Origin of the sequence: Streptomyces antarcticus, assembly GCF_026627255.1 — a bacterium.
Taxonomy (GTDB): domain Bacteria; phylum Actinomycetota; class Actinomycetes; order Streptomycetales; family Streptomycetaceae; genus Streptomyces; species Streptomyces antarcticus.
On record NZ_JAPNLM010000022.1, the window covers coordinates 40663 to 58354 of the forward strand.

A 17692-nucleotide genomic window follows, 5' to 3' on the forward strand; every position below is an offset into this window, starting at 1 on the left:
GTACCGGATAGCGGACGATGCTGCCAGATGCGAACGCATGGCGGAAGGGACTTGCGCGATCGATGTGACGGGTGAGCAAATGCGAAAGGGCGGCGTCTCGGACGCCGCCGGAAGGCCGATCGCAGGGGGAGCGCACACGATGACGCAGCACCGGGAGAGTACGTCGGAACCCATCCTGAGGGTGGCCGACGTGCACCGCAGCTTCGGCACCGCAGAGCAGGCCGTGCACGCGCTGCGGGGTGTCTCGTTCGACGTGCGAAGGGGTGAACTCACCGCGCTCAAGGGCCGGTCCGGCTCGGGCAAGACCACCCTGCTGAACGTGGTCGGCGGCCTCGACACCCCGTCACGCGGCACCGTCTCCCTCGACGGCACGGACCTGGCGGACCTGGACGAGGCCGGGCTGCTGGAACTGCGCCGCGACCGGATCGGCTTCGTGTTCCAGTCCTTCGGCCTGATCCCGGTGCTCACCGCCGCCGAGAACGTCGGCGTACCGATGCGCCTGCGCAAGGTGCCGGCGGCGCAGCGCGAGGAACGGGCCCGCACCCTGCTCGCCCTGGTGGGCCTGAGCGAGCACGCGGGACAGCGTCCCGGCGAGCTCTCCGGCGGTCAGCAGCAGCGCGTCGCGGTGGCCCGCGCCCTGGCCAACGAGCCCGACCTGATCATCGCGGACGAACCGACCGGACAGCTCGACTCCGAGACCGGGCGGCAGATCATGGGGCTGCTGCGGGCCGTGGTGCGCAGCGAGGGCGTCACCGTCCTCGTCGCCACCCACGACCCGGTCCTGATCGAACTCGCCGACCGGGTCGTGGAACTGCGCGACGGCCGCGTCGTCGAGCGGCAGGGCGCGGATCAGGCGGCTACGGTCTGAACCCGCCGCCGGGCGGCAGGGGCAGGCGCGCCGCCAGCTCCATCAGCACCCGGACCGCCCGGGAGCCGGCGGCGACCTCCACGCGGCCGCCGGCCCGGACCCACCGGTCCAGTACGAGCAGGAGGGCCGAGTCGCAGAAGGTCACGCGGGCCGCGTCGAGGACGAGGCGGCGGGCGCCGCGGGCGGCGCCGTCCGCGAGGAGGCGGTGCAGGGGAGCGCAGGTGTAGTGGTCGAACTCCCCGGCCAGGCCGACGGCGAGGACGTCGCCCCGCAGCGTGGCCCGTATGCGGGGGAGGGGGTCGGGGCCGGCCTCGGCCGCGAGCTCCGCGAAGGACTCGCGGGGAGCGGCGGCGGGCAGGACCGGGGCGTCCATCGGGGCGTGTATCGGGGCGTCTATCGGAGTGCGCATGCCTCCCCCAACGGACGGCCCCGCGGAGCGGAACGGGCCGGGCCCGCTCTTTCACCCGAGCGGGCCGCGCCGCTGACCCGTTCCGGCGATCTTCGCCCCGCCCCCGGGAGCCCCGGCGGCCGCTACTCGGTGTGCAGCGCCGAGGCGATCGTCATCCGCGCGGCCGACCGGGCCGGGACCAGGGAGCCGAGGACGGCGATCATCACCCCCGCCAGGAACATGCCGGCCAGCTGCGGCGCGTGCCACACGTCCTTCATGGCCGCGGCCAGGACACCCGGGTCCGGGTCGCGCGCGAGCCGGGCGCGCGTCCTGCGGCAGGTCGGCGCGTCCGGCGACCGGGGCCGCGCCGAGCGCTGTGAGCCGGTCGGGCAGCGCGGGATTGGCGGCGAAGCCGGTCGGGAGGTGGTTCACGGCCGGACTCCGTGCTCCGTGGCGGGGGTCGTCTCGGGCACGGTGGCTGTGGCTGTGGCTGTGGCGGTCAGGGCGTCGGTCAGGGCTCGTGCGTACGGGCGGGAGTGGCGCCCGCGGGGGAGGACGACGCCGATGCGCCGGGCGGGCCGCGGCGGTTCGACACGGACCGCGACCAGCCCGGGGGAGGGGGCCAGCGAGACGTGCGGGACGAGGGAGACGCCGACGCCCGCCCCGACCAGGGTCTGCGCGAAGAAGTAGTCGGTGGTGGAGGCGGCCACCCGGAGTTCGAAGCCGGCGAGCTCCGCGTAGCGGCGCAGGAAGGCCTCCGTCTTCAGGCAGCCCAGCACCCAGCGGTCGGAGGCCAGTTCGGCCGGGCCGAGCGAGGCCCGGTCCGCGAACCGGTGGCCGCTCGGCAGGACCAGCCACAGCGGATCGTCCATCAGCGGGATCCAGTCGAGCCCGGGACGCCGGTCCGGCCGGACCGGCGGCGGCCCGTCGAGGTGGTAGGCCAGGGCGAGGTCGGCCGCGCCGGAGCGCACCATCGGTACGGCGGCCTCCGGTTCGCTCTCCAGGAGCGTCAGCTCCACCTCCGGGTACGCGGCCACGAACCGGTCCAGCGCGCCGGGCAGCAGGTGCCGCCCCCCGCTGGTGAACGTCGCGACGGTCAGCCTCGGCCGGGGCGCCGTGAGCCGGTCGATGGCGTGGCGGACCTGGTCCAGTTCGGCGGATATCGTCTCCGCCGCCTCGACCAGCAGGCGGCCGGGCTCGGTGAGCGTGACCCCGCGGCTGCTGCGCACGGCCACCGGGTGGCCGAGGGAGCGCTCCAGCGCGGCGATGTGCTGGGAGACGGCCGACGGGGTGAGGAGCAGGGCGGCGGCCGCCCGGTTGAAACTGCCGTGCTCGGCCACGGCGCGCAGGATGCGCAGCCGCTGCACGTCGATCATCAGTTTTCCTTACGCCGCGTTCAGCCGGTCACCGGTTCCGCTGGGGACGATACAGCGGCAGTGTCGTGGGCATGCGCAACATTCTCGTCGTCGGCGGAAGCCGGTACTTCGGAAAGACCCTGGTCACGCTGTTGCGGGAGGCGGGGAACACGGTCACGGTGCTCAACAGGGGGTCGGCCGCCCCGCCCTTCGGCGTCGGCCGGCTCGTCGCCGACCGCGACGACGAGGGGGCGCTGCGGGCGGCGCTGGGGGCGCGGACGTTCGACGTCGTCGTCGACCAGGTCTGCTACACGCCGCTCCAGGCCGCCGTCGCCCGGCGGGTGTTCGCCGGGCGGACCGGGCGATACGTCATGACCTCGACGATGGAGGTGTACGACCCCGCCACCCTGTCCGGACCGGCGGACCCCGGGCGGCGGGTCCCGGTGACCGAGGAGGACGCCGACCCGGGGCGGGCGCCGTCCCCGGCCGCGCACCCGTGGTGGGACCCGTGGGAGGTGGAGCGCCGGATCGGGCCCGTGCGCGCGTACGCCGAGGGGAAGCGGCAGGCCGAGGCGGTCTTCCTGCGCGAGCCCGCCTTCCCGTCCGTCCCGGTGCGGGTCGCGCACGTCCTCGGCGGCGGCCCGGCGGACTTCACCGGGCGGCTGGCGCACTACGTCGGGCGGATCGGCTCCGGCAGCCCGGTGTCGGTCCACGAGGCCCCGTACGCCACCTCGTTCATCCACCATCTGGAGATCGCGGAGTTCCTGCGCTGGGCGGCGGAGGGGGAGTTCACCGGGCCGGTCAACGCCGCCTCGCACGGCGCGCTGGACGTGACCGCGCTCTGCGAGGCGGTCGCGGAGCGCCTGGGGCGGCCACCGCGGTACCGGGTCGTCGCGGCCGGCGCCGAAGCCTCCCCGTTCTCCTTCGACCGGGCGTACGCCATGGACAACGGCCGGGCCGCCGCCCTCGGCTTCCGCTTCGGCCGGACCTCCGACTGGCTGCCGGCCGCGATCACCGAAGCGGCCCGCGCCGCCTGACCGGCCCCTTCCGGGGCCGAGTGCGGCGGCCCGAGGGTTTCAGCGGTCGCCTGCCCGGCGTTCCAAGGGGGTTGCTACCGCAGAGTTGCTCACACTGAAGGTCACACTGCCCGCCCGGTAGCGGTCGTCGGACCACTCGATGGGGCGGGCGGCAGCCGTCGCCGAGACGTGCCGTTGGCGCAAAAGCGGGCTGCCCCGCCGGATCCCCAGGAGACGGGCGTCCTCGCTGCCCGCCGCGAGCGCGTCGATGAGGTGCTCGCCGTAGTGGGCCACCACCCCCGAGCCCTCGGCCAGGGCGTCCATGACGGAGCGGCAGTCCGCCGGCATCGCCTCGACCGCCGCCGCGACCCAGTCGGCGTACGCCGTCCGCTCCACCATGACCGGCTCCCCGTCCAGCAGGCGCAGCCGCAGCACGGCCAGGATCCCGGTGCCCGGCGCCAGGTGCAGCCGGTCCGCCTCCTCGGCCGTGGCGGGCCGCCGGACCCGGGACAGGAACCGGCTCCCGGCCTCGTGCCCCACCCCCTCGGCCCACTGGGCGAAGCTGTTCAACTCGCCGAAACTGTGCCGGCGTTCGTGCCGCAGGACGATCCGGCGCGCCCCCTGCCGGGAACCGATCAGGCCCTCCGAGGCGAGCGTCGCGACCGCTTGGCGGACCGTGCCGCGCGAGGCGGACCAGCGGGCCGCCAGATCGCTCTCGGAGGGCAGCTGCCCGCCCACCGGGAGTTCGCCGGAGGCGATCGACCCGCGCAGCGCGGCGGCGATCTCCAGGTACCGGACCGTGCCCATGCCGTTCGCTCCCTCGTCGCGGATGTGCGCCGGCGGGGTGTGCCCGCCGGCGGTGTGCCGGGTGCCGGGATCCCGCACCACGGCACCCCGACCCCTCCATGATCACTCCAGCAGCTCCGGGCACGTCTTCTTCCGGCCATTCTCGTCTCTTCCCCGAGTCGTGCTCCCGGCGACGGCCGCCGTTCACCGTCCGTACAGCGGGCCCGGGCGAACTGGAGCCAACTTGTTCAGACAAGTGAACGACCCCCTTTTGGATCCGTCTCCGGGAGAGACCGTGCTCAGTTCCTCCGCCCGTCGCGGTGCGGCCGTACTGCTCAGTGCCGCCGTCCTCACCACGCTCAGCGCGTGCGGCGCCGCCCCCGACCCGCAGCCCGCGGGTGCCACCGGCGACGCGAAGAACGCGAAGCAGCCGGGCGCCGCCACCTCCGCGGCCGACTTCGGCTCCGTGGAGGCCCTCACCGCCGCCGCCCAGAAGGAGGGCCAGCTCAACGTGATCGCGCTGCCCCCGGACTGGGCGAACTACGGCGAGATCATCAAGGCCTTCGAGGCCAAGTACAAGATCAAGGTCAACAGCGAGAACCCGGACGCGTCCAGCTCCGACGAGATCGCCGCCGTCAAGTCCCGCAAGGGCCAGAAGCGCGCCCCCGACGTACTGGACCTCGGCATCGCCTTCGCCCGCAGCGGCGCCGCCGAGAACCTCTTCGCCCCGTACAAGGTCGCCGCCTGGGACAAGATCCCCGCAGGCCAGAAGGACGCCGACGGCCGCTGGTACAACGACTACGGCGGCTACGTCTCCATCGGCTGCGACGCCGCCCGCGTCCCCACCTGCCCGCAGACCTTCGCGGACCTGCTCAAGCCCGAGTACAAGGGCAAGGTCGCCCTCAACGGCAACCCCACCAAGTCCGGCTCCGCCTTCGGCGGCGTCTACGCGGCCGCCCTCGCCAACAAGGGCTCCTTCGCCGACATCCAGCCCGGCATCGACTTCTTCGGGCAGCTGAAGAAGAGCGGGAACTTCATCCCCGTCGAGTCCACCCCGGCCACCGTCGAGAAGGGCGAGACGCCCATCTCCATCGACTGGGACTACCTGAACGCCGGCTACGCCCAGCAGTTCAAGGGCAAGGGCGTCGACTGGAAGGTCGCCGTCCCCTCCGACGGCGTCTTCGCCCAGTTCTACTCGCAGGCCATCAACAAGGAGGCCCCCAACCCGGCGGCCGCCCGCCTGTGGATGGAGTTCCTCTACAGCGCCGAGGGCCAGAACCTGTGGCTGAAGGGCTACGCCCGCCCGGTGCTGCTGCCCGCCATGACCCAGGACGGCACCGCCGACAAGGACGCCGTCGCCAAGCTCCCCCAGGTCCAGGGCACCCCGGCGTTCCCGGCGTCCGAGGAGCTCGACAAGGCCAAGGCCGCCCTCGCCGAGAAGTGGGACAAGGCCCTCTCCTGATGTCCGCCACCTCCACCGCCCCCCACCCGCCGGGGACCGCCGGCGGCGCCAGCCGCCGCCGGCGGCGCGGCCCGCGCACCTGGCTCGCCGCCCTCCCCCTCCTCGCCTTCACCGGCCTGTGCTTCGGGATCCCGCTCGGCGCCATTGCCTTCGGCGCCGTCACCCGCACCGACCCGGCGACCGGCGCCACCGCGCTGACCGGCGAGCACCTCGCCCGCTCCCTCCAGGGCCCGTACCTGGGCTCGCTCGTCGGCAGCGTCCAGCTCTCCGCCCTCACCGCGCTGATCGGCGGAGTCCTCGGCGTCATCATCGCCCAGGCCGTCGTCACCTCCGGCTCGGCCGGACTGCGCGGCGCGGCCCTCACCGCCTCCGGCGTCCTGGCCAACTTCGGCGGCGTCCCCCTGGCCTTCGCGTTCATCGCCACCGCCGGGATCTCCGGAGTCGTCACCCAACTCGCCGACCTCGGCAGCCTCGGCTGGAACCTGTACTCCTTCACCGGACTCACCGTGGTCTACCTGTACTTCCTCACCCCCCTGATGGTGCTGGTGATCGCCCCCGCCCTGGACGGACTGCGTCCCCAGTGGCGCGAAGCCGCGCAGAGCAGCGGGGCCACCACCGGACAGTTCTGGCGCCACGTCGGCCTGCCGGTGCTCGCGCCCTCGCTGCTCGGCGGGTTCGTGCTGCTCTTCGGCACCGCCTTCGCGGCGCACGCCACGGCGGCCGCCCTCGTCGGCGGATCCGTACCCCTGGTCACCCTGAAGATCGCGGACGCGCTCTCCGGCAACGTGCTCACCGGCCAGGAGAACGTCGCGCTCGCCCTCGGCCTCGACATGATCCTGATCGCCGGCCTGGTCATGGCCGTCTACCTGCCCCTCCAGCGACGGAGCGCCCGATGGCTGCGATGACCCCGACCGCCGCCCGCACCACCCCGGAGGCCGCCGCCGGGGCTCCGGTCCCGGCCCCGCGCCCCGGCGCCTTCCGGGCCCGGCGCCGGCCCCGCGTCTGGCGCGGCGCCGTACTCGCCCTCGCGGGCGCCTACTTCCTCGTGCCGCTCCTCGCCTCGTTCGTCTTCACCGTGCACGTGCCCGGGCAGGGCATCTCCTTCGAGGCCTACACGGGACTGCTCGCCGCCGACGGCTTCACCGAGAGCCTGCTGCTCTCCCTGGGCCTCGCCGCCGCCACCATCGCCCTGTCCCTGGTGCTCGCGGTGCCCGCGCTGGTGGCCGTACGGATCGGCTCCCCGCGGCTGCGGCCCGTCGTCGAGGTGATGTGCATGCTGCCGCTGGTGGTACCGCCGATCGCCCTGGTCACCGGGATCACCACCGTGCTGCGCTGGGGCCCCGAGCACCTGTCGCGGACCCCGCTCTACCAGACCTTCCTGGCCGTGCAGAACGAGAGCTTCCCGGTCGTCCTGGTCCTCGCCTACACCGTGCTGGCCCTGCCGTTCGTCTATCGCTCGCTCGACGCCGGCCTGCGCGCCGTCGACGTGCCGACCCTGGTCGAGGCCGCCCGCAGCTGCGGCGCGAGCTGGCCGTACGTCGTTCTGCGCGTCCTGCTGCCCAACCTGCGGGCCTCGCTCGCCGGAGCCGCGTTCCTCACGCTCGCCCTGGTCCTCGGCGAGTTCACCATCGCCTCCCTCCTCGGCTTCCAGCCCTTCGCCGTCTGGATCGTGTCGATCTCCGGGGCCCAGGCCCGCATGTCGGTCGCCGTCTCCGTCCTCAGCCTCCTCATCACCTGGCTGCTGCTGCTCGCCCTGTCCCGGGCCGGGACCGTCCCGTCCACGGCCGCGGCGGCGCCCGCCACCACCTCCCGCAAGGAATCCTGAGCCCATGTCCACCACGCCCACCACCGCCCCCACGGCCGCGAAGCCCGCCGACTCCGCCGCGCCCGCGGGCGCGCGCGTCGAGTTCCGCGCCCTGCGCCGGGCGTTCGGCTCCACCGTCGCGCTGGACGGCCTCGACCTGACCGTCGAGCCCGGCGAACTCCTCGCCCTGCTGGGCCCGTCGGGCTGCGGGAAGACCACCGCCCTGCGCGTGGTCGCCGGCTTCGAGCAGCCGGACTCCGGCGAAGTCCTGGTCGACGGGCAGGACATCACCCGCGTCCCCGCCAACCGCCGTGACGCCGGGATGGTCTTCCAGTCGTACAGCCTCTTCCCGAACCTCAGCGCCCGCGACAACGTCGCCTTCGGCCTGCGCGTCCGCAAGGTCGGCGCGGCACAGCGCCGCGAGCGCGCCGCCGAACTCCTCGACCTGGTGGGCCTGCCGGACCACGGCGACCGCTACCCGCACCAGATGTCCGGCGGCCAGCAGCAGCGCGTCGCGCTCGCCCGCGCCCTGGCCCTGCGCCCACGCGTGCTCCTCCTCGACGAACCGCTCTCCGCGCTGGACGCGAAGGTACGGGCCAACCTGCGCGAGGAGATCCGCAGGCTCCAGCTGTCCCTGGGCATCACCACCGTGTTCGTCACCCACGACCAGGAGGAGGCCCTGTCGATGGCCGACCGGGTCGCGGTCCTCAACGCCGGGAAGCTGGAGCAGTGCGCGGCCCCGGCCGAGCTGTACGAGCGCCCCTCGACGCCGTTCGTGGCCGAGTTCGTCGGCACCATGAACCGGCTGCCCGGACGGCTCGCGGGCTCCGGCCTCGTGGAGGTGGCGGGCGTACGGCTGCCCGTGGACGGCCCCGTGCCGGCCACCGCGGACGTGGAGGTCCTCGTACGCCCCGAGAACGTGACGGCGAGCGCCGACCCCGACGGCGACGCCACCGTCGTCTCCGCCTCCTTCTTCGGCTCCGTCACCCGGCTCCACCTCGAACTGCCCGGCGGCGTAAGGGTCAAGGCGGACCTGCCCTCGCGGGACGCGGGAGACCTGGCGACCGGCACCCGCGCCGCCATGGGCCTGGCCCAGCGGCCCGTGCTCGTCGTGGCGGGGCCCGCGTGAGCACCCTCGGAGCGGTCCTGTTCGACATGGACGGCACGCTCGTCGACACCGAGGTGCTGTGGTGGCGGACCACCGAGGAGACCGCCCGGACCCTCGGGTACGCGCTGACCGGCGCGGACGCGCCGGAGGTCGTCGGCCGGGCGGTGCCGGACACCGCCGCCCACCTCGTACGGGCCGCGGGTGCGGGCGACACGGCGGAGGTCGCCGCCGCACTCACCGAGGACTTCTTCCGCCGGGTCGACGCCGGGGCGCCCGAACGCCCTGGAGCCCGGCGGCTGCTGGCCCGGCTGGAGGCCGAGGGCGTGCCGTTCGCACTGGTCAGCGCCTCGCCGCGGGTGGTCGTGGACTCGGTGGTGGGCGGCTCCCTGGCCGACGTCCCCTTCGCGTTCACCCTGTCCGCCGACGACACCGAACGCACCAAGCCGCACCCGGACCCCTACCGGGCCGCCGCCGCCCGGCTGGGCCTGGCGCCCGGGCGGTGCGTGGCGGTGGAGGACTCGCCGGACGGCGCCGCCTCCGCTGAGGCCGCCGGGTGCGGGGTCCTGGTGGTGCCGTCGCTCCTGGCGGTCCCGGCGTCGGCGGCGCGCACCTTCGCCACCTCGCTGGAGGACGTCACCCCGGAACTGCTCCGCCGGTGCCTGGGGGCGTCGGCCCGGGCGTGAGCCGCCGGACGGGGCGGGGTCCGGGCGCGCCCGGTACGGTGCAGCGGTCTCCGGTACGCCGGCCGGCCCGGTGTGGTGCGGCCGGCCCCGGTGCGTTTCGCCCCAGCCGCCCGGCAGCGGGCGGCGGCGGTGACGCGTCCTGCCACCGGGGGCCGCCGCCCGGCGGCCCCCGGTCCTGTTCGCCCCGAAGGCCGTGGCAGGCTGGGCGCGTGAACCAGGCACCGCCACCGCAACCGGCCCCGACGCCGCCCGGAACCCGCCGGACCCCGCTCTACCTAGGGCTCGCCGCGGACCTGCGGGCCGCCATCGCGGCGGGGGAGTACGGGTCCGGCGCCCGACTGCCCGCCGAGGACGAACTCGCCCGCCGCCACGGCGTGTCCAGGGGAACGGTCCGCCAGGCGCTGGGCGCGCTGCGCTCCGACGGCCTGATCACCTCGCGCCGGGGCACCCGCCGGGTGGTCCTGGCCGGCCCCGGGGCACAGGACGGCGTCGCCGAGCTGCGGAGCTTCACGCGCTGGGCGCGCTCGCTCGGCGAGCGGCCGGGCGGCCGTACCGTCTCCGTCGACCGGGGCGCGGCCGACGCCGAGGAGGCGGAACGGCTGCGGATCGCGCCCGGGGCCGAGGTCTACCGCGTCCTGAGGCTGCGTACGCTCTCCGGTGCCCCCGTGATGGTGGAACGTACGGCGTACACGGGGGCGGTCGGCGCGCTCGTCGCACGGATGGCGCTCGCCCGACTCGGCGAATGCCGTACGGGCGTGCAGCAGGCGGGTGTTGTCGAAGACGACGCAGTCGCCGGGCGCGAGCCGGAAGTCCAGCCGCAGTGCCGGGCGGAGCAGGAGTTCACCGAAGCTCCGGTAGGCGGCGTAGAACGCGTCGACCGCGTCGGCGGGCCCGTGCACGGTGCCGGTGGACCGGTTGTTGAAGCGGATCTCGCGGACGCGCCCGAGCGGGTCCACATCGATCAGCGGCCGTTCGGCGCGCAGCTCGGTGCGCGCGTCCGCGAACACGAACTCCACGGGGGTGCGGGCCAGTACGGCGAAGGCGTGCGGATCCTCCGCGCGCAGCAGCGCGGCCGCGTGGAAGCCGTCCACGAGCCCGGAGTCACCGCCGGGCGCCGCGTTGGCCAGGCAGTGCAGCAGCTGGAGCGTGGGCACCGGGTCCCGGGGGGTTGTCGGTGTGCGGCGCGATCCCGGCGCCGGTGAAGGCCGGGGACGGCCAGGTGGCCCCGAGGGGAAGGGCGGGGCGGGAGGGCGGGACCGGACCGTGCGGGCGTGCGGGCGTGCGGAACCGGAACGCGGGGGCGGTCGTCTGAGACCCCGTGTGGACGAAACGAAAGATCCTGGCGCTGCTGTTCGCCCTGCTCGCGACCCAGCTGGGCTCCCTGATCAGCCCGGCGTACGCCTGCGGCTGCGGGGCGATGGTGCCCGACGGGCAGTCCCGGATCGGGGTCGACCGGGAGACTTCGGTGGTGCGCTGGGACGGCCGTACGGAAGAGATCGTGATGCGCTTCACGGTCGGCGGCGACGCCCGCCGGGCCGCCTGGATCATGCCGGTGCCGGGGCGGGCGACGGTGGAGCTGGGCGACGGGGACCTGTTCGGCGCACTCGCCTCGCTCACCCGGCCCGAGCGCCGGGCCCGCGGCTACTTCTGGCCGCGGGACTCCGACTGGCCGTTCTCCTCGGGCCGCGGCGACAGCGCGGGAGCCGCGCCACCGGGCAGCGACGGGGCGGGGGTCGGGGTCGTCGGCCGCGAGCAGCTCGGCGACTTCGACGTCGCCCGCCTCACGGCCACCGACCCCGACGCCTTGCGCAAATGGCTGGAGTCCAACGGCTTCACGCTCCCCGAACGGCTCGCCGCCGAGGTCAAGCCGTACGTGGACCAGAACTGGGAGTACGTCGCGGTGCGGCTCGCCCCGCGCCGGCCGGACGCGGTGCTCCGCGGGGACCTGGACCCCCTGAAGATCCGCTTCGACAGCACGCGGCTCGTCTACCCGATGCGGCTGTCCCGCCTCGCCCGGACACCGCAGTCCCTCGGCCTGTACGTCCTGGCCGGCCACCGCATGGAACCCGCCTCCCGCATCGGCGGCTCCGCCCCGGAGGTGACGTTCGCGGGCACCGTCTCCCCGAAGGACGGCCCGCTCGCCGAACTGGCGGGCACAGGACCGGTGTTCCTGACGGCGATCGACCAGCGGTTCCCGGACCCGTCCCGCATCGACGCCGACCACGAACTCCGCGCCGCGCCCGCGGACACCCCGTACCGGCGGGTGATCCACCACGACGAGCTGCTCACGGTCTGGGGCGGCACCCCGGTCTGGCTCCTGACCCTCGCGGTGGCCCTGGTCCTCGCGGCGGCCGCCCTCACCGGGTCACTCCGCCTTCGCCGCCGCCGCGGGCGCACGGGGACCTGACGCCGGCGGTGTCGGCCGGTGCGGAGCCACCTGCGGCCCCCGGCACCGGGGGCCGTGCGCCTCCGCGAGGGTTCGTACCGGCAGACCGTAGTGCTCCACCTGCACGGCGCCGGCCAGATCAAGCAGCTCCACGTCCTGCCCGGGACCACCGAGCACCGTGACGGCTGGCGGGTGAGCATGGCCGAGCCGGACCCCGCGGAAGCCACGGCGGTCGCGCGTTGGGTGCCGAAGACGCCCGGCGAGCTCGGGTCGACGATGATCCGGTGACCGATGCGGTGCACTGAACCGGCTCCGGACGGACCCGTTCACCGCGCGGCGGGTGCCGGGCCGGCCGGCAGCAGCCGGGCGGCGGTGATCCGGTGCAGGTGGATGACGATGTCGTGCGCGGACGCGAGCGCGACCGGGTACTCGGCTCCCGAGGGCCCGGTGTAGGCGGTGCCGATGCTCCTGGTGGGACGGGCCGTCGCGAGCCATGTGCGGGCGGCGGGCGGGGCGGTGCGCAGGTCCAGGACGTAGTCGCGGTGGCCGACCCGGTCCAGGACGTACTCGTTGCTGCCGGGTCGCGCCGGACCCATGGTGTGGCGGCGCACCTTCCCGTCGTCACCGGTGGCGTTGAACGAGCCCCGGTCGAAGGTGGTGCCGATGCTCAGGTAGTCCGTGCCCAGCTTGTCGCGCAGGAAGCTGCCCTGCACCTTCGGGTACTGCGCCGGGTCGCGGGTCTCCAGGGCGAGGTGCGCGTTGTGCGCCGACAGCACCACCTTGTCCCCGGTGTTCTTCTGCCACCAGTCGACGTTGTCGGCCATGACCGAGTCCCGGTAGCGCATGCAGGCCGCGACCTGCGCGGGGTCGGCGAAGTCGAAGGCGTAGCCCCTGGCCGTCTGGTCGATGGCGGTGGCGTGCTGCACGGCCCAGGCGTACGCCTCCCCGTCGGACCCGGCCCCGGGGCGCTGCTCCCTGAGCAGGGCCAGCGCGCGCCCGGTCCGGTTCGCCAGCTCCTGCCGCTCGGCCGGCGGCTTCGTCAGGTACGCGTTCATGTAGGCGTCGGCGGAGGTCGTGGGCCGAAGGCCGTCGTACAGACCGGTGAGCTCCGGCAGGAGCGCGGGACGGGTCCGGGCGACGTAGCCGGTCACCTGGTCATAGAGCTCCGGGCCGGTGTAGGCGAAGTCGTCGCCCATGAACTGCAACGGATCCGAGGGGTGTTGGACGTTGTACGCGCGCATCCACCGCAGGAGGCCGAGGTGCTCGTCGGTGTTCCACCAGGAGTACGTGTTCTGGAACTCCTCGCGCATGATCTGCCGGGCGTCGCCCTTGCCGTGCAGCACGTAGTCGTTCAGCCGCCGTCCGGTGCTCCAGCTGCCCTCCAGGGCGAAGGTGCGGAAGCCCTTCTCCTCGACGAGGTAACGGAAGACGCGGTGTTTCATCGTGAAGAACTCGTGCGAACTGTGGGTGGCCTCGCCCAGGCCCACCACCCGGGCGTCACCGACCATCCGGCCCAGGGGGCGCAGGTCCTCCAGACCGCCGGAGGGGTCGGTGGTGCGCAGCGGATGTGCGTTTCGTTCCAGGGCGGACACCGGCGACACCGCCGGGGCCGGCGGCGCGGCGGCGAGCACCGCTCCGAACGCGAGGAGCAGCAGGGCGGAAAGCGCGGAAGTGTGTCGTCTCATGCCCCCAGCCTCCCGGCCGGCGGCCACCACCACCATGATCCAAACCCCCGGCTCGGGGTGGGGCTACCTCCACCCCGACTCGGCCTCACGATCCGGCCGGATCCGAGCGCCGCCGCCACCGCCCCGACGTATCGTCGTGCCATGCCCGGACGGACGCCGGGCGGCGCGGCCCCCGAAGGGACCGAGGGGTCCGCTGGGCCCCGCTCGGAGGCGTCCGCACCGGCCGGCCCCGACGAGGAGGAGCGCCCGTGCCCGTTCCGATGATCATCGACTGCGACCCCGGACACGACGACGCCCTCGCGATCATGCTGGCCGCCGCCGACCCCGCGGTCGACCTGCTGGCCGTCACCACCGTCGCCGGCAACCAGACGCTGGAGAAGACCACCCTCAACGCCCTCCGCGTGTGCACCCTCGCCGGGATCACCGACGTCCCCGTCGCGGCCGGGTGCGACCGGCCGCTGGTCCAGCCGCTGGCCGTCGCCGACGACGTGCACGGCGTGTCCGGCCTGGACGGGCCGCGGTTCCCGGAACCCACCGTCGACGTGGTCCCCGAGCACGCCGTGGACCTCATCCACCGGATCCTTCAGGACCACCCGGAGCCGGTGACCCTCGTCCCCACCGCTCCGCTGACCAACATCGCGCTGCTGCTCACCCGCTATCCCGGGAGCGCCGCCCGCATCCGCGAGATCGTGCTGATGGGCGGCTCCACGGAACGCGGCAACCGCACGCCCGCGGCCGAGTTCAACATCTACACCGACCCGGAGGCCGCGGACATCGTCTTCCGCAGCGGAGTCCCCGTCACCATGTGCGGGCTCAACGTCACCCACCAGGCCCTGGCCACCCCCGAGGTCCTGGCCCGCTTCGAAGGCCTCGGCACCGAACTGGGCGACACCTGCGCCGGACTGCTGGCCTACTTCGCCTCCGCCTACCTCCGCCTGTGGGGCATGCCCCACCCGCCGCTGCACGACCCCGTCGCCGTGGCCCGGGTCATCGACCGGTCGATCGTCGGCTGCGCGGACGCGAACGTCACGGTCGAACTGCACGGCCGGTACACCCGCGGCGCCACCGTCGTGGACCTCCACCGGTACCTGGACCGCCCGGTGAACGCGCGGGTCGCCGTCACCCTCGACGCAGGCCGCTTCTGGGACCGGATGATCGCGGCCGTCACGGTCCTCGGCTCCCGTACCCCCTGACCGGCCGGTCCGGAACCCGCCTCACGTCTTCGGAGTCCGGCTCAGCCTTCGACGGGTGCGTCAGCCCGCGACGGGTACGTCAGCCCGGGACGGGTGCGTCAGCCCGCGACGGGGTACATCAGGCCGCGCCTGCCCTCCGGCGACGACAGCCACTCCAGTTTCGCGGCCGTGTCGGTGCCCGGCAACGGCGTGTGGAGCACGATCGACAGGTCGGGGCGGGCCGGGACGCGCAGCTGGGTCGACTCCACGTGCAGCGTGCCCACGACGGGGTGCTCCATCTCCTTCCGGAGCTGGCCGCCGGGCCGCACGTCCCGCTGCTCCCACAACGCGGCGAATTCCGGACTGAGTTCCCTCGCCTCGGCGATGACCGCTCGGAACCCCTCGTCCCGCGGGTGCTCCGAACAGGCCGCCCGGAACTGGGCCACCACCTCGCACGCGACCTCTTCCCAGCGCGCGGAGCGGACCCGGTAGATCGGGTCGGTGAAGAAGGCGATCAGGCAGTTCTGCACGGTCTCCGGGCGCATCCCGAGCACCAGCGCGGCCGCCTCGTTGTACATCACCGTGTTCCAGTACACGTCCATGATGTGCGCGGGATAGGGCATCCAGGTGTCGATCAGCCGCTTCAGGCCGTGGCACATGTCCCGGTCGCCCGGGGCGACCTCCAGGGCGGGCGGGTTGAGCCCGGCCAGTACGTACAGGTGCCGGCGCTCCGCGCTGGTCAGTTTGAGGACCCGGCCCACCGAGTCCAGGACCTGCGAGGACACGGTGATGTCGCGCCCCTGTTCCAGCCACTGGTACCAGGACACCCCGACACCGGCCAGCACGGCGACCTCTTCCCGCCGCAGACCGGGCGTACGGCGCCGGGCTCCGCCGTCCGGCAGCCCGGCCGCCGCCGGCGTGACCCGGGCCCGCCTGCTCATCAGGAACTCGCGCAGTTCCGCCCGGCGGTGCCTGTCGATCGGTGTGGCCACGAAGTTCCCCCTGCCGGCCCCCTGGTGGTGCCACCAACAGGATAAGTTCCCACTCTTCACGGGCATTCCCGCGCCGTGAAGGTAGGGCCATGGCGACTGACACACAGACGACGACCACCGCTGCGCACACGGCGGATCCCGGGGACAGCAGGCTCTCCGGCCGGGCCAAACTGGTCCTCTTCGTGCTCTGCGCCGCCCAGTTCATGGTGGCGCTCGACTTCTCCGTACTCAACGTGGCCCTGCCCGTCCTCGGCGAGGACCTGGGCCTAAGCCGGTCCGCCCTGCAGTGGGCGGTCACCGCGTTCGCGCTGCCGTCCGGCGGCTTCCTCCTCCTCTTCGGCCGCGTCGCCGACCTCTACGGCCGCAAGAAGCTGTTCCTGACCGGCCTCGCGGTCTTCGGCGCGGCCTCCCTGCTCGCCACCTTCGCCTGGGACCCGGCGTCCTTCCTGACCGGGCGCGCCGTGCAGGGGCTGGGGGCGGCGATCATCGTGCCGACCGGCATGTCCCTGCTGACGACGACGTTCCCCGAAGGCCCCCTTCGCGCGCGGGCGCTCGGCATCTCCGGCACGCTGCTGTCCCTCGGCTTCACCGTCGGCATGCTGCTCGGCGGGGTCATGACCGACACCCTCGGCTGGCGTTCGACGATGGCGCTGCTCGCCGCCGCCGCCGTGATCGTGCTTCTCCTCGCCCCCGGACTGCTGCCCGAATCGCGCAACCCCCAGCGGCCGCGGCTGGACGTACCCGGCGCCGTGACCGTCACGGGCGGGCTGCTCGCGCTGATCTACGCCCTGTCGACGGCCGCCCAGCGAGGCTTCGGCGGGGCGGACGTGTGGGGCGCGCTGGCCGCCGGGCTCGTACTCCTCGCCGCCTTCGCGGTGGTGGAGTCGAAGGCCCCGGCCCCGCTGGTCTCCCTGCCGATGCTGAAGCGGCGCACGATCGCCTGGGGCAACATCGCAGGCCTCGTGACCTTCTCGATGATGTCGACGGTCGTCTTCGTCCTGACCCTCTACCTCCAGGAGACCCTGCACCTGTCAGCCTTCCGGACCGGCCTGGTCTTCGGCATCCAGGGCGTCGCGTCGGCGGTCGCCGGTATGTACGCCCCCACGCTCATCGGCCGCTTCGGCGCCCGCCGCACCCTCGTCGGCTCGCTGCTCGGCCAGGGCGTGTTCATCGCCGCGCTGCTCGGCGTGGGCGCGGAGTCCGGTGCCCTGCTGGCGACCGTGGCCGTATCGCTGGCCAGCATGTTCCACCTCGGAGCGATCATCTCCTACGGCGTCACCGTCACGAGCGGCGTGCCCGACGCGGAACAGGGCCTGGCCACCGGCCTGGTCACCACCACCCAGCAGGTCGGCATCACCATCGGCATTCCGCTGCTCGGCGTCCTGGCCACCACGCGGGCGTCGCTCCTCGACGGCGTGCGGACCGTGCTCGCGATCGACGCGGCCGTCGTGCTCGCCGCCGCGCTCCTGGTGGCGATCGGGCTGCGCCGACGCACGGCCTGAGGCCGGGGCGGTCGGGGAAGACCGGCCGCCGGAACCGACGGGAAACGCCCTACGCCGCCGACGGCGTAGGGCGTTTCCGCGGCGGCACGATCAGCGAAGGGACTCCGCCGCCGTGCCGCGACCTTCCGGACGGAACGTCAGCACCACGGCACGACCGTGTAGTTGTGCACGTACCGGGCCGACACCCAACCGCTCGGCTGACCGTGCAGCCGGTACCAGACATTGTTGCCCTCGACCCACTTGGCCTGGACCTGGCAGGACAGCCTGACCTTCTCCCAGGGGCGCAGGGAGCCGACCACGCGGGCATTGGTGGTGGCGTTGGCGCGGACCTTGACGCCGGCCGAGCTGACGACCAGTCCGTCGGCGTACGGGACCGCCGCCAGCGCGCCCCCGGCGAAGAGAACGGCCGAGGCGGCGGCCGCCGTACCCGCCACAGCGATCCTTCTGAACATGCGCATCTGCGTCTCTCCAACCTCACGACTGAC

Annotated in this window: 18 protein-coding genes and 2 pseudogenes; 12 read left to right on the forward strand and 8 right to left on the reverse strand. The window is 74.0% G+C overall.

Features of this window, described 5'->3' with window-relative positions; translation table 11 throughout:
* Positions 1-139 precede the first annotated feature (139 nt).
* On the forward strand, positions 140-868 hold the full coding sequence (locus OTB16_RS28105) for an ABC transporter ATP-binding protein (protein WP_267723599.1): 729 nt from the start codon (positions 140-142) through the stop codon (positions 866-868).
* Here the strand turns inward: OTB16_RS28105 and OTB16_RS28110 are convergent.
* From OTB16_RS28110 to OTB16_RS28120, 3 genes are all read right to left on the reverse strand, one after another.
* Positions 858-1277 (reverse strand): STAS domain-containing protein, encoded by a 420-nt coding sequence (locus tag OTB16_RS28110; RefSeq protein ID WP_267723600.1) that lies wholly within the window; start codon positions 1275-1277, stop codon positions 858-860. The genes OTB16_RS28105 and OTB16_RS28110 overlap by 11 nt on opposite strands.
* Positions 1278-1399: 122 nt before the next feature.
* Complete coding sequence (locus OTB16_RS28115; RefSeq protein ID WP_267723601.1) at positions 1400-1534, reverse strand: hypothetical protein; 135 nt, start codon at positions 1532-1534, stop codon at positions 1400-1402.
* Between the two features lie 150 nt (positions 1535-1684).
* Complete coding sequence (locus OTB16_RS28120; RefSeq protein WP_267723602.1) at positions 1685-2632, reverse strand: LysR family transcriptional regulator; 948 nt, start codon at positions 2630-2632, stop codon at positions 1685-1687.
* 71 nt (positions 2633-2703) lie between these two features.
* On the opposite strand from OTB16_RS28120, the gene OTB16_RS28125 reads away from it, so the two are divergent.
* Entirely contained in the window at positions 2704-3648 is a 945-nt protein-coding gene (locus OTB16_RS28125) for a Rossmann-fold NAD(P)-binding domain-containing protein (protein WP_267723603.1), read from the forward strand.
* A 39-nt stretch (positions 3649-3687) separates the two neighbouring features.
* Here the strand turns inward: OTB16_RS28125 and OTB16_RS28130 are convergent, their stop codons facing one another.
* Positions 3688-4434, reverse strand: a complete 747-nt coding sequence (locus OTB16_RS28130; RefSeq protein WP_267723694.1) for a GntR family transcriptional regulator — start codon at positions 4432-4434, stop codon at positions 3688-3690.
* A gap of 274 nt (positions 4435-4708) precedes the next feature.
* Between OTB16_RS28130 and OTB16_RS28135 the strand changes: the two genes are divergently transcribed.
* The 6 genes and pseudogenes from OTB16_RS28135 to OTB16_RS28160 all read left to right on the forward strand — a co-directional run.
* Positions 4709-5875, forward strand: coding sequence for an ABC transporter substrate-binding protein (locus OTB16_RS28135; protein ID WP_383905682.1), 1167 nt, complete (start codon positions 4709-4711; stop codon positions 5873-5875).
* A complete protein-coding gene (locus OTB16_RS28140; protein WP_267723604.1) occupies positions 5875-6780 on the forward strand; it encodes an ABC transporter permease in 906 nt (301 codons plus the stop codon). The genes OTB16_RS28135 and OTB16_RS28140 overlap by 1 nt, the downstream gene beginning before the upstream one ends.
* The gene (locus OTB16_RS28145) at positions 6777-7700 is read left to right on the forward strand and encodes an ABC transporter permease (protein WP_420717817.1); all 924 of its coding nucleotides are present in this window, start codon (positions 6777-6779) and stop codon (positions 7698-7700) included. Before OTB16_RS28140 ends, OTB16_RS28145 begins: the two co-directional genes overlap by 4 nt.
* A gap of 4 nt (positions 7701-7704) precedes the next feature.
* The gene (locus OTB16_RS28150; RefSeq protein ID WP_267723606.1) at positions 7705-8808 is read left to right on the forward strand and encodes an ABC transporter ATP-binding protein; all 1104 of its coding nucleotides are present in this window, start codon (positions 7705-7707) and stop codon (positions 8806-8808) included.
* Complete coding sequence (locus OTB16_RS28155; RefSeq protein WP_267723607.1) at positions 8805-9470, forward strand: HAD family hydrolase; 666 nt, start codon at positions 8805-8807, stop codon at positions 9468-9470. Before OTB16_RS28150 ends, OTB16_RS28155 begins: the two co-directional genes overlap by 4 nt.
* A gap of 209 nt (positions 9471-9679) precedes the next feature.
* Positions 9680-10105: pseudogene (locus tag OTB16_RS28160) on the forward strand (GntR family transcriptional regulator); the annotation flags it as partial.
* 144 nt (positions 10106-10249) lie between these two features.
* Here OTB16_RS28160 and OTB16_RS28165 read toward each other — a convergent pair.
* Positions 10250-10624: pseudogene (locus OTB16_RS28165) on the reverse strand (TauD/TfdA family dioxygenase); the annotation flags it as partial.
* Positions 10625-10788: 164 nt separating this feature from the next.
* Between OTB16_RS28165 and OTB16_RS28170 the strand changes: the two are divergent.
* Both OTB16_RS28170 and OTB16_RS28175 read left to right on the forward strand, forming a co-directional pair.
* Positions 10789-11877, forward strand: a complete 1089-nt coding sequence (locus tag OTB16_RS28170) for a DUF2330 domain-containing protein (RefSeq protein ID WP_267723608.1) — start codon at positions 10789-10791, stop codon at positions 11875-11877.
* A 54-nt stretch (positions 11878-11931) separates the two neighbouring features.
* Positions 11932-12144: a hypothetical protein gene (locus tag OTB16_RS28175; RefSeq protein WP_267723609.1), complete on the forward strand. Its 213-nt coding sequence runs from the start codon at positions 11932-11934 to the stop codon at positions 12142-12144.
* A 38-nt stretch (positions 12145-12182) separates the two neighbouring features.
* On the opposite strand, the gene OTB16_RS28180 is transcribed toward OTB16_RS28175, so the two are convergent.
* Positions 12183-13541 (reverse strand): erythromycin esterase family protein, encoded by a 1359-nt coding sequence (locus OTB16_RS28180; RefSeq protein WP_267723610.1) that lies wholly within the window; start codon positions 13539-13541, stop codon positions 12183-12185.
* Between the two features lie 248 nt (positions 13542-13789).
* On the opposite strand from OTB16_RS28180, the gene OTB16_RS28185 reads away from it, so the two are divergent.
* The gene (locus OTB16_RS28185) at positions 13790-14734 is read left to right on the forward strand and encodes a nucleoside hydrolase (RefSeq protein ID WP_267723611.1); all 945 of its coding nucleotides are present in this window, start codon (positions 13790-13792) and stop codon (positions 14732-14734) included.
* 98 nt (positions 14735-14832) lie between these two features.
* Here OTB16_RS28185 and OTB16_RS28190 read toward each other — a convergent pair whose 3' ends face one another.
* Positions 14833-15654 (reverse strand): helix-turn-helix transcriptional regulator, encoded by an 822-nt coding sequence (locus OTB16_RS28190; RefSeq protein ID WP_267723696.1) that lies wholly within the window; start codon positions 15652-15654, stop codon positions 14833-14835.
* A gap of 140 nt (positions 15655-15794) precedes the next feature.
* Between OTB16_RS28190 and OTB16_RS28195 the strand changes: the two genes are divergently transcribed.
* Complete coding sequence (locus OTB16_RS28195) at positions 15795-17207, forward strand: MFS transporter (protein ID WP_267723612.1); 1413 nt, start codon at positions 15795-15797, stop codon at positions 17205-17207.
* A gap of 137 nt (positions 17208-17344) precedes the next feature.
* Here the strand turns inward: OTB16_RS28195 and OTB16_RS28200 are convergent, their stop codons facing one another.
* Positions 17345-17665, reverse strand: a complete 321-nt coding sequence (locus tag OTB16_RS28200) for an SH3 domain-containing protein (RefSeq protein WP_267723613.1) — start codon at positions 17663-17665, stop codon at positions 17345-17347.
* Between the last annotated feature and the right edge of the window lie 27 nt (positions 17666-17692).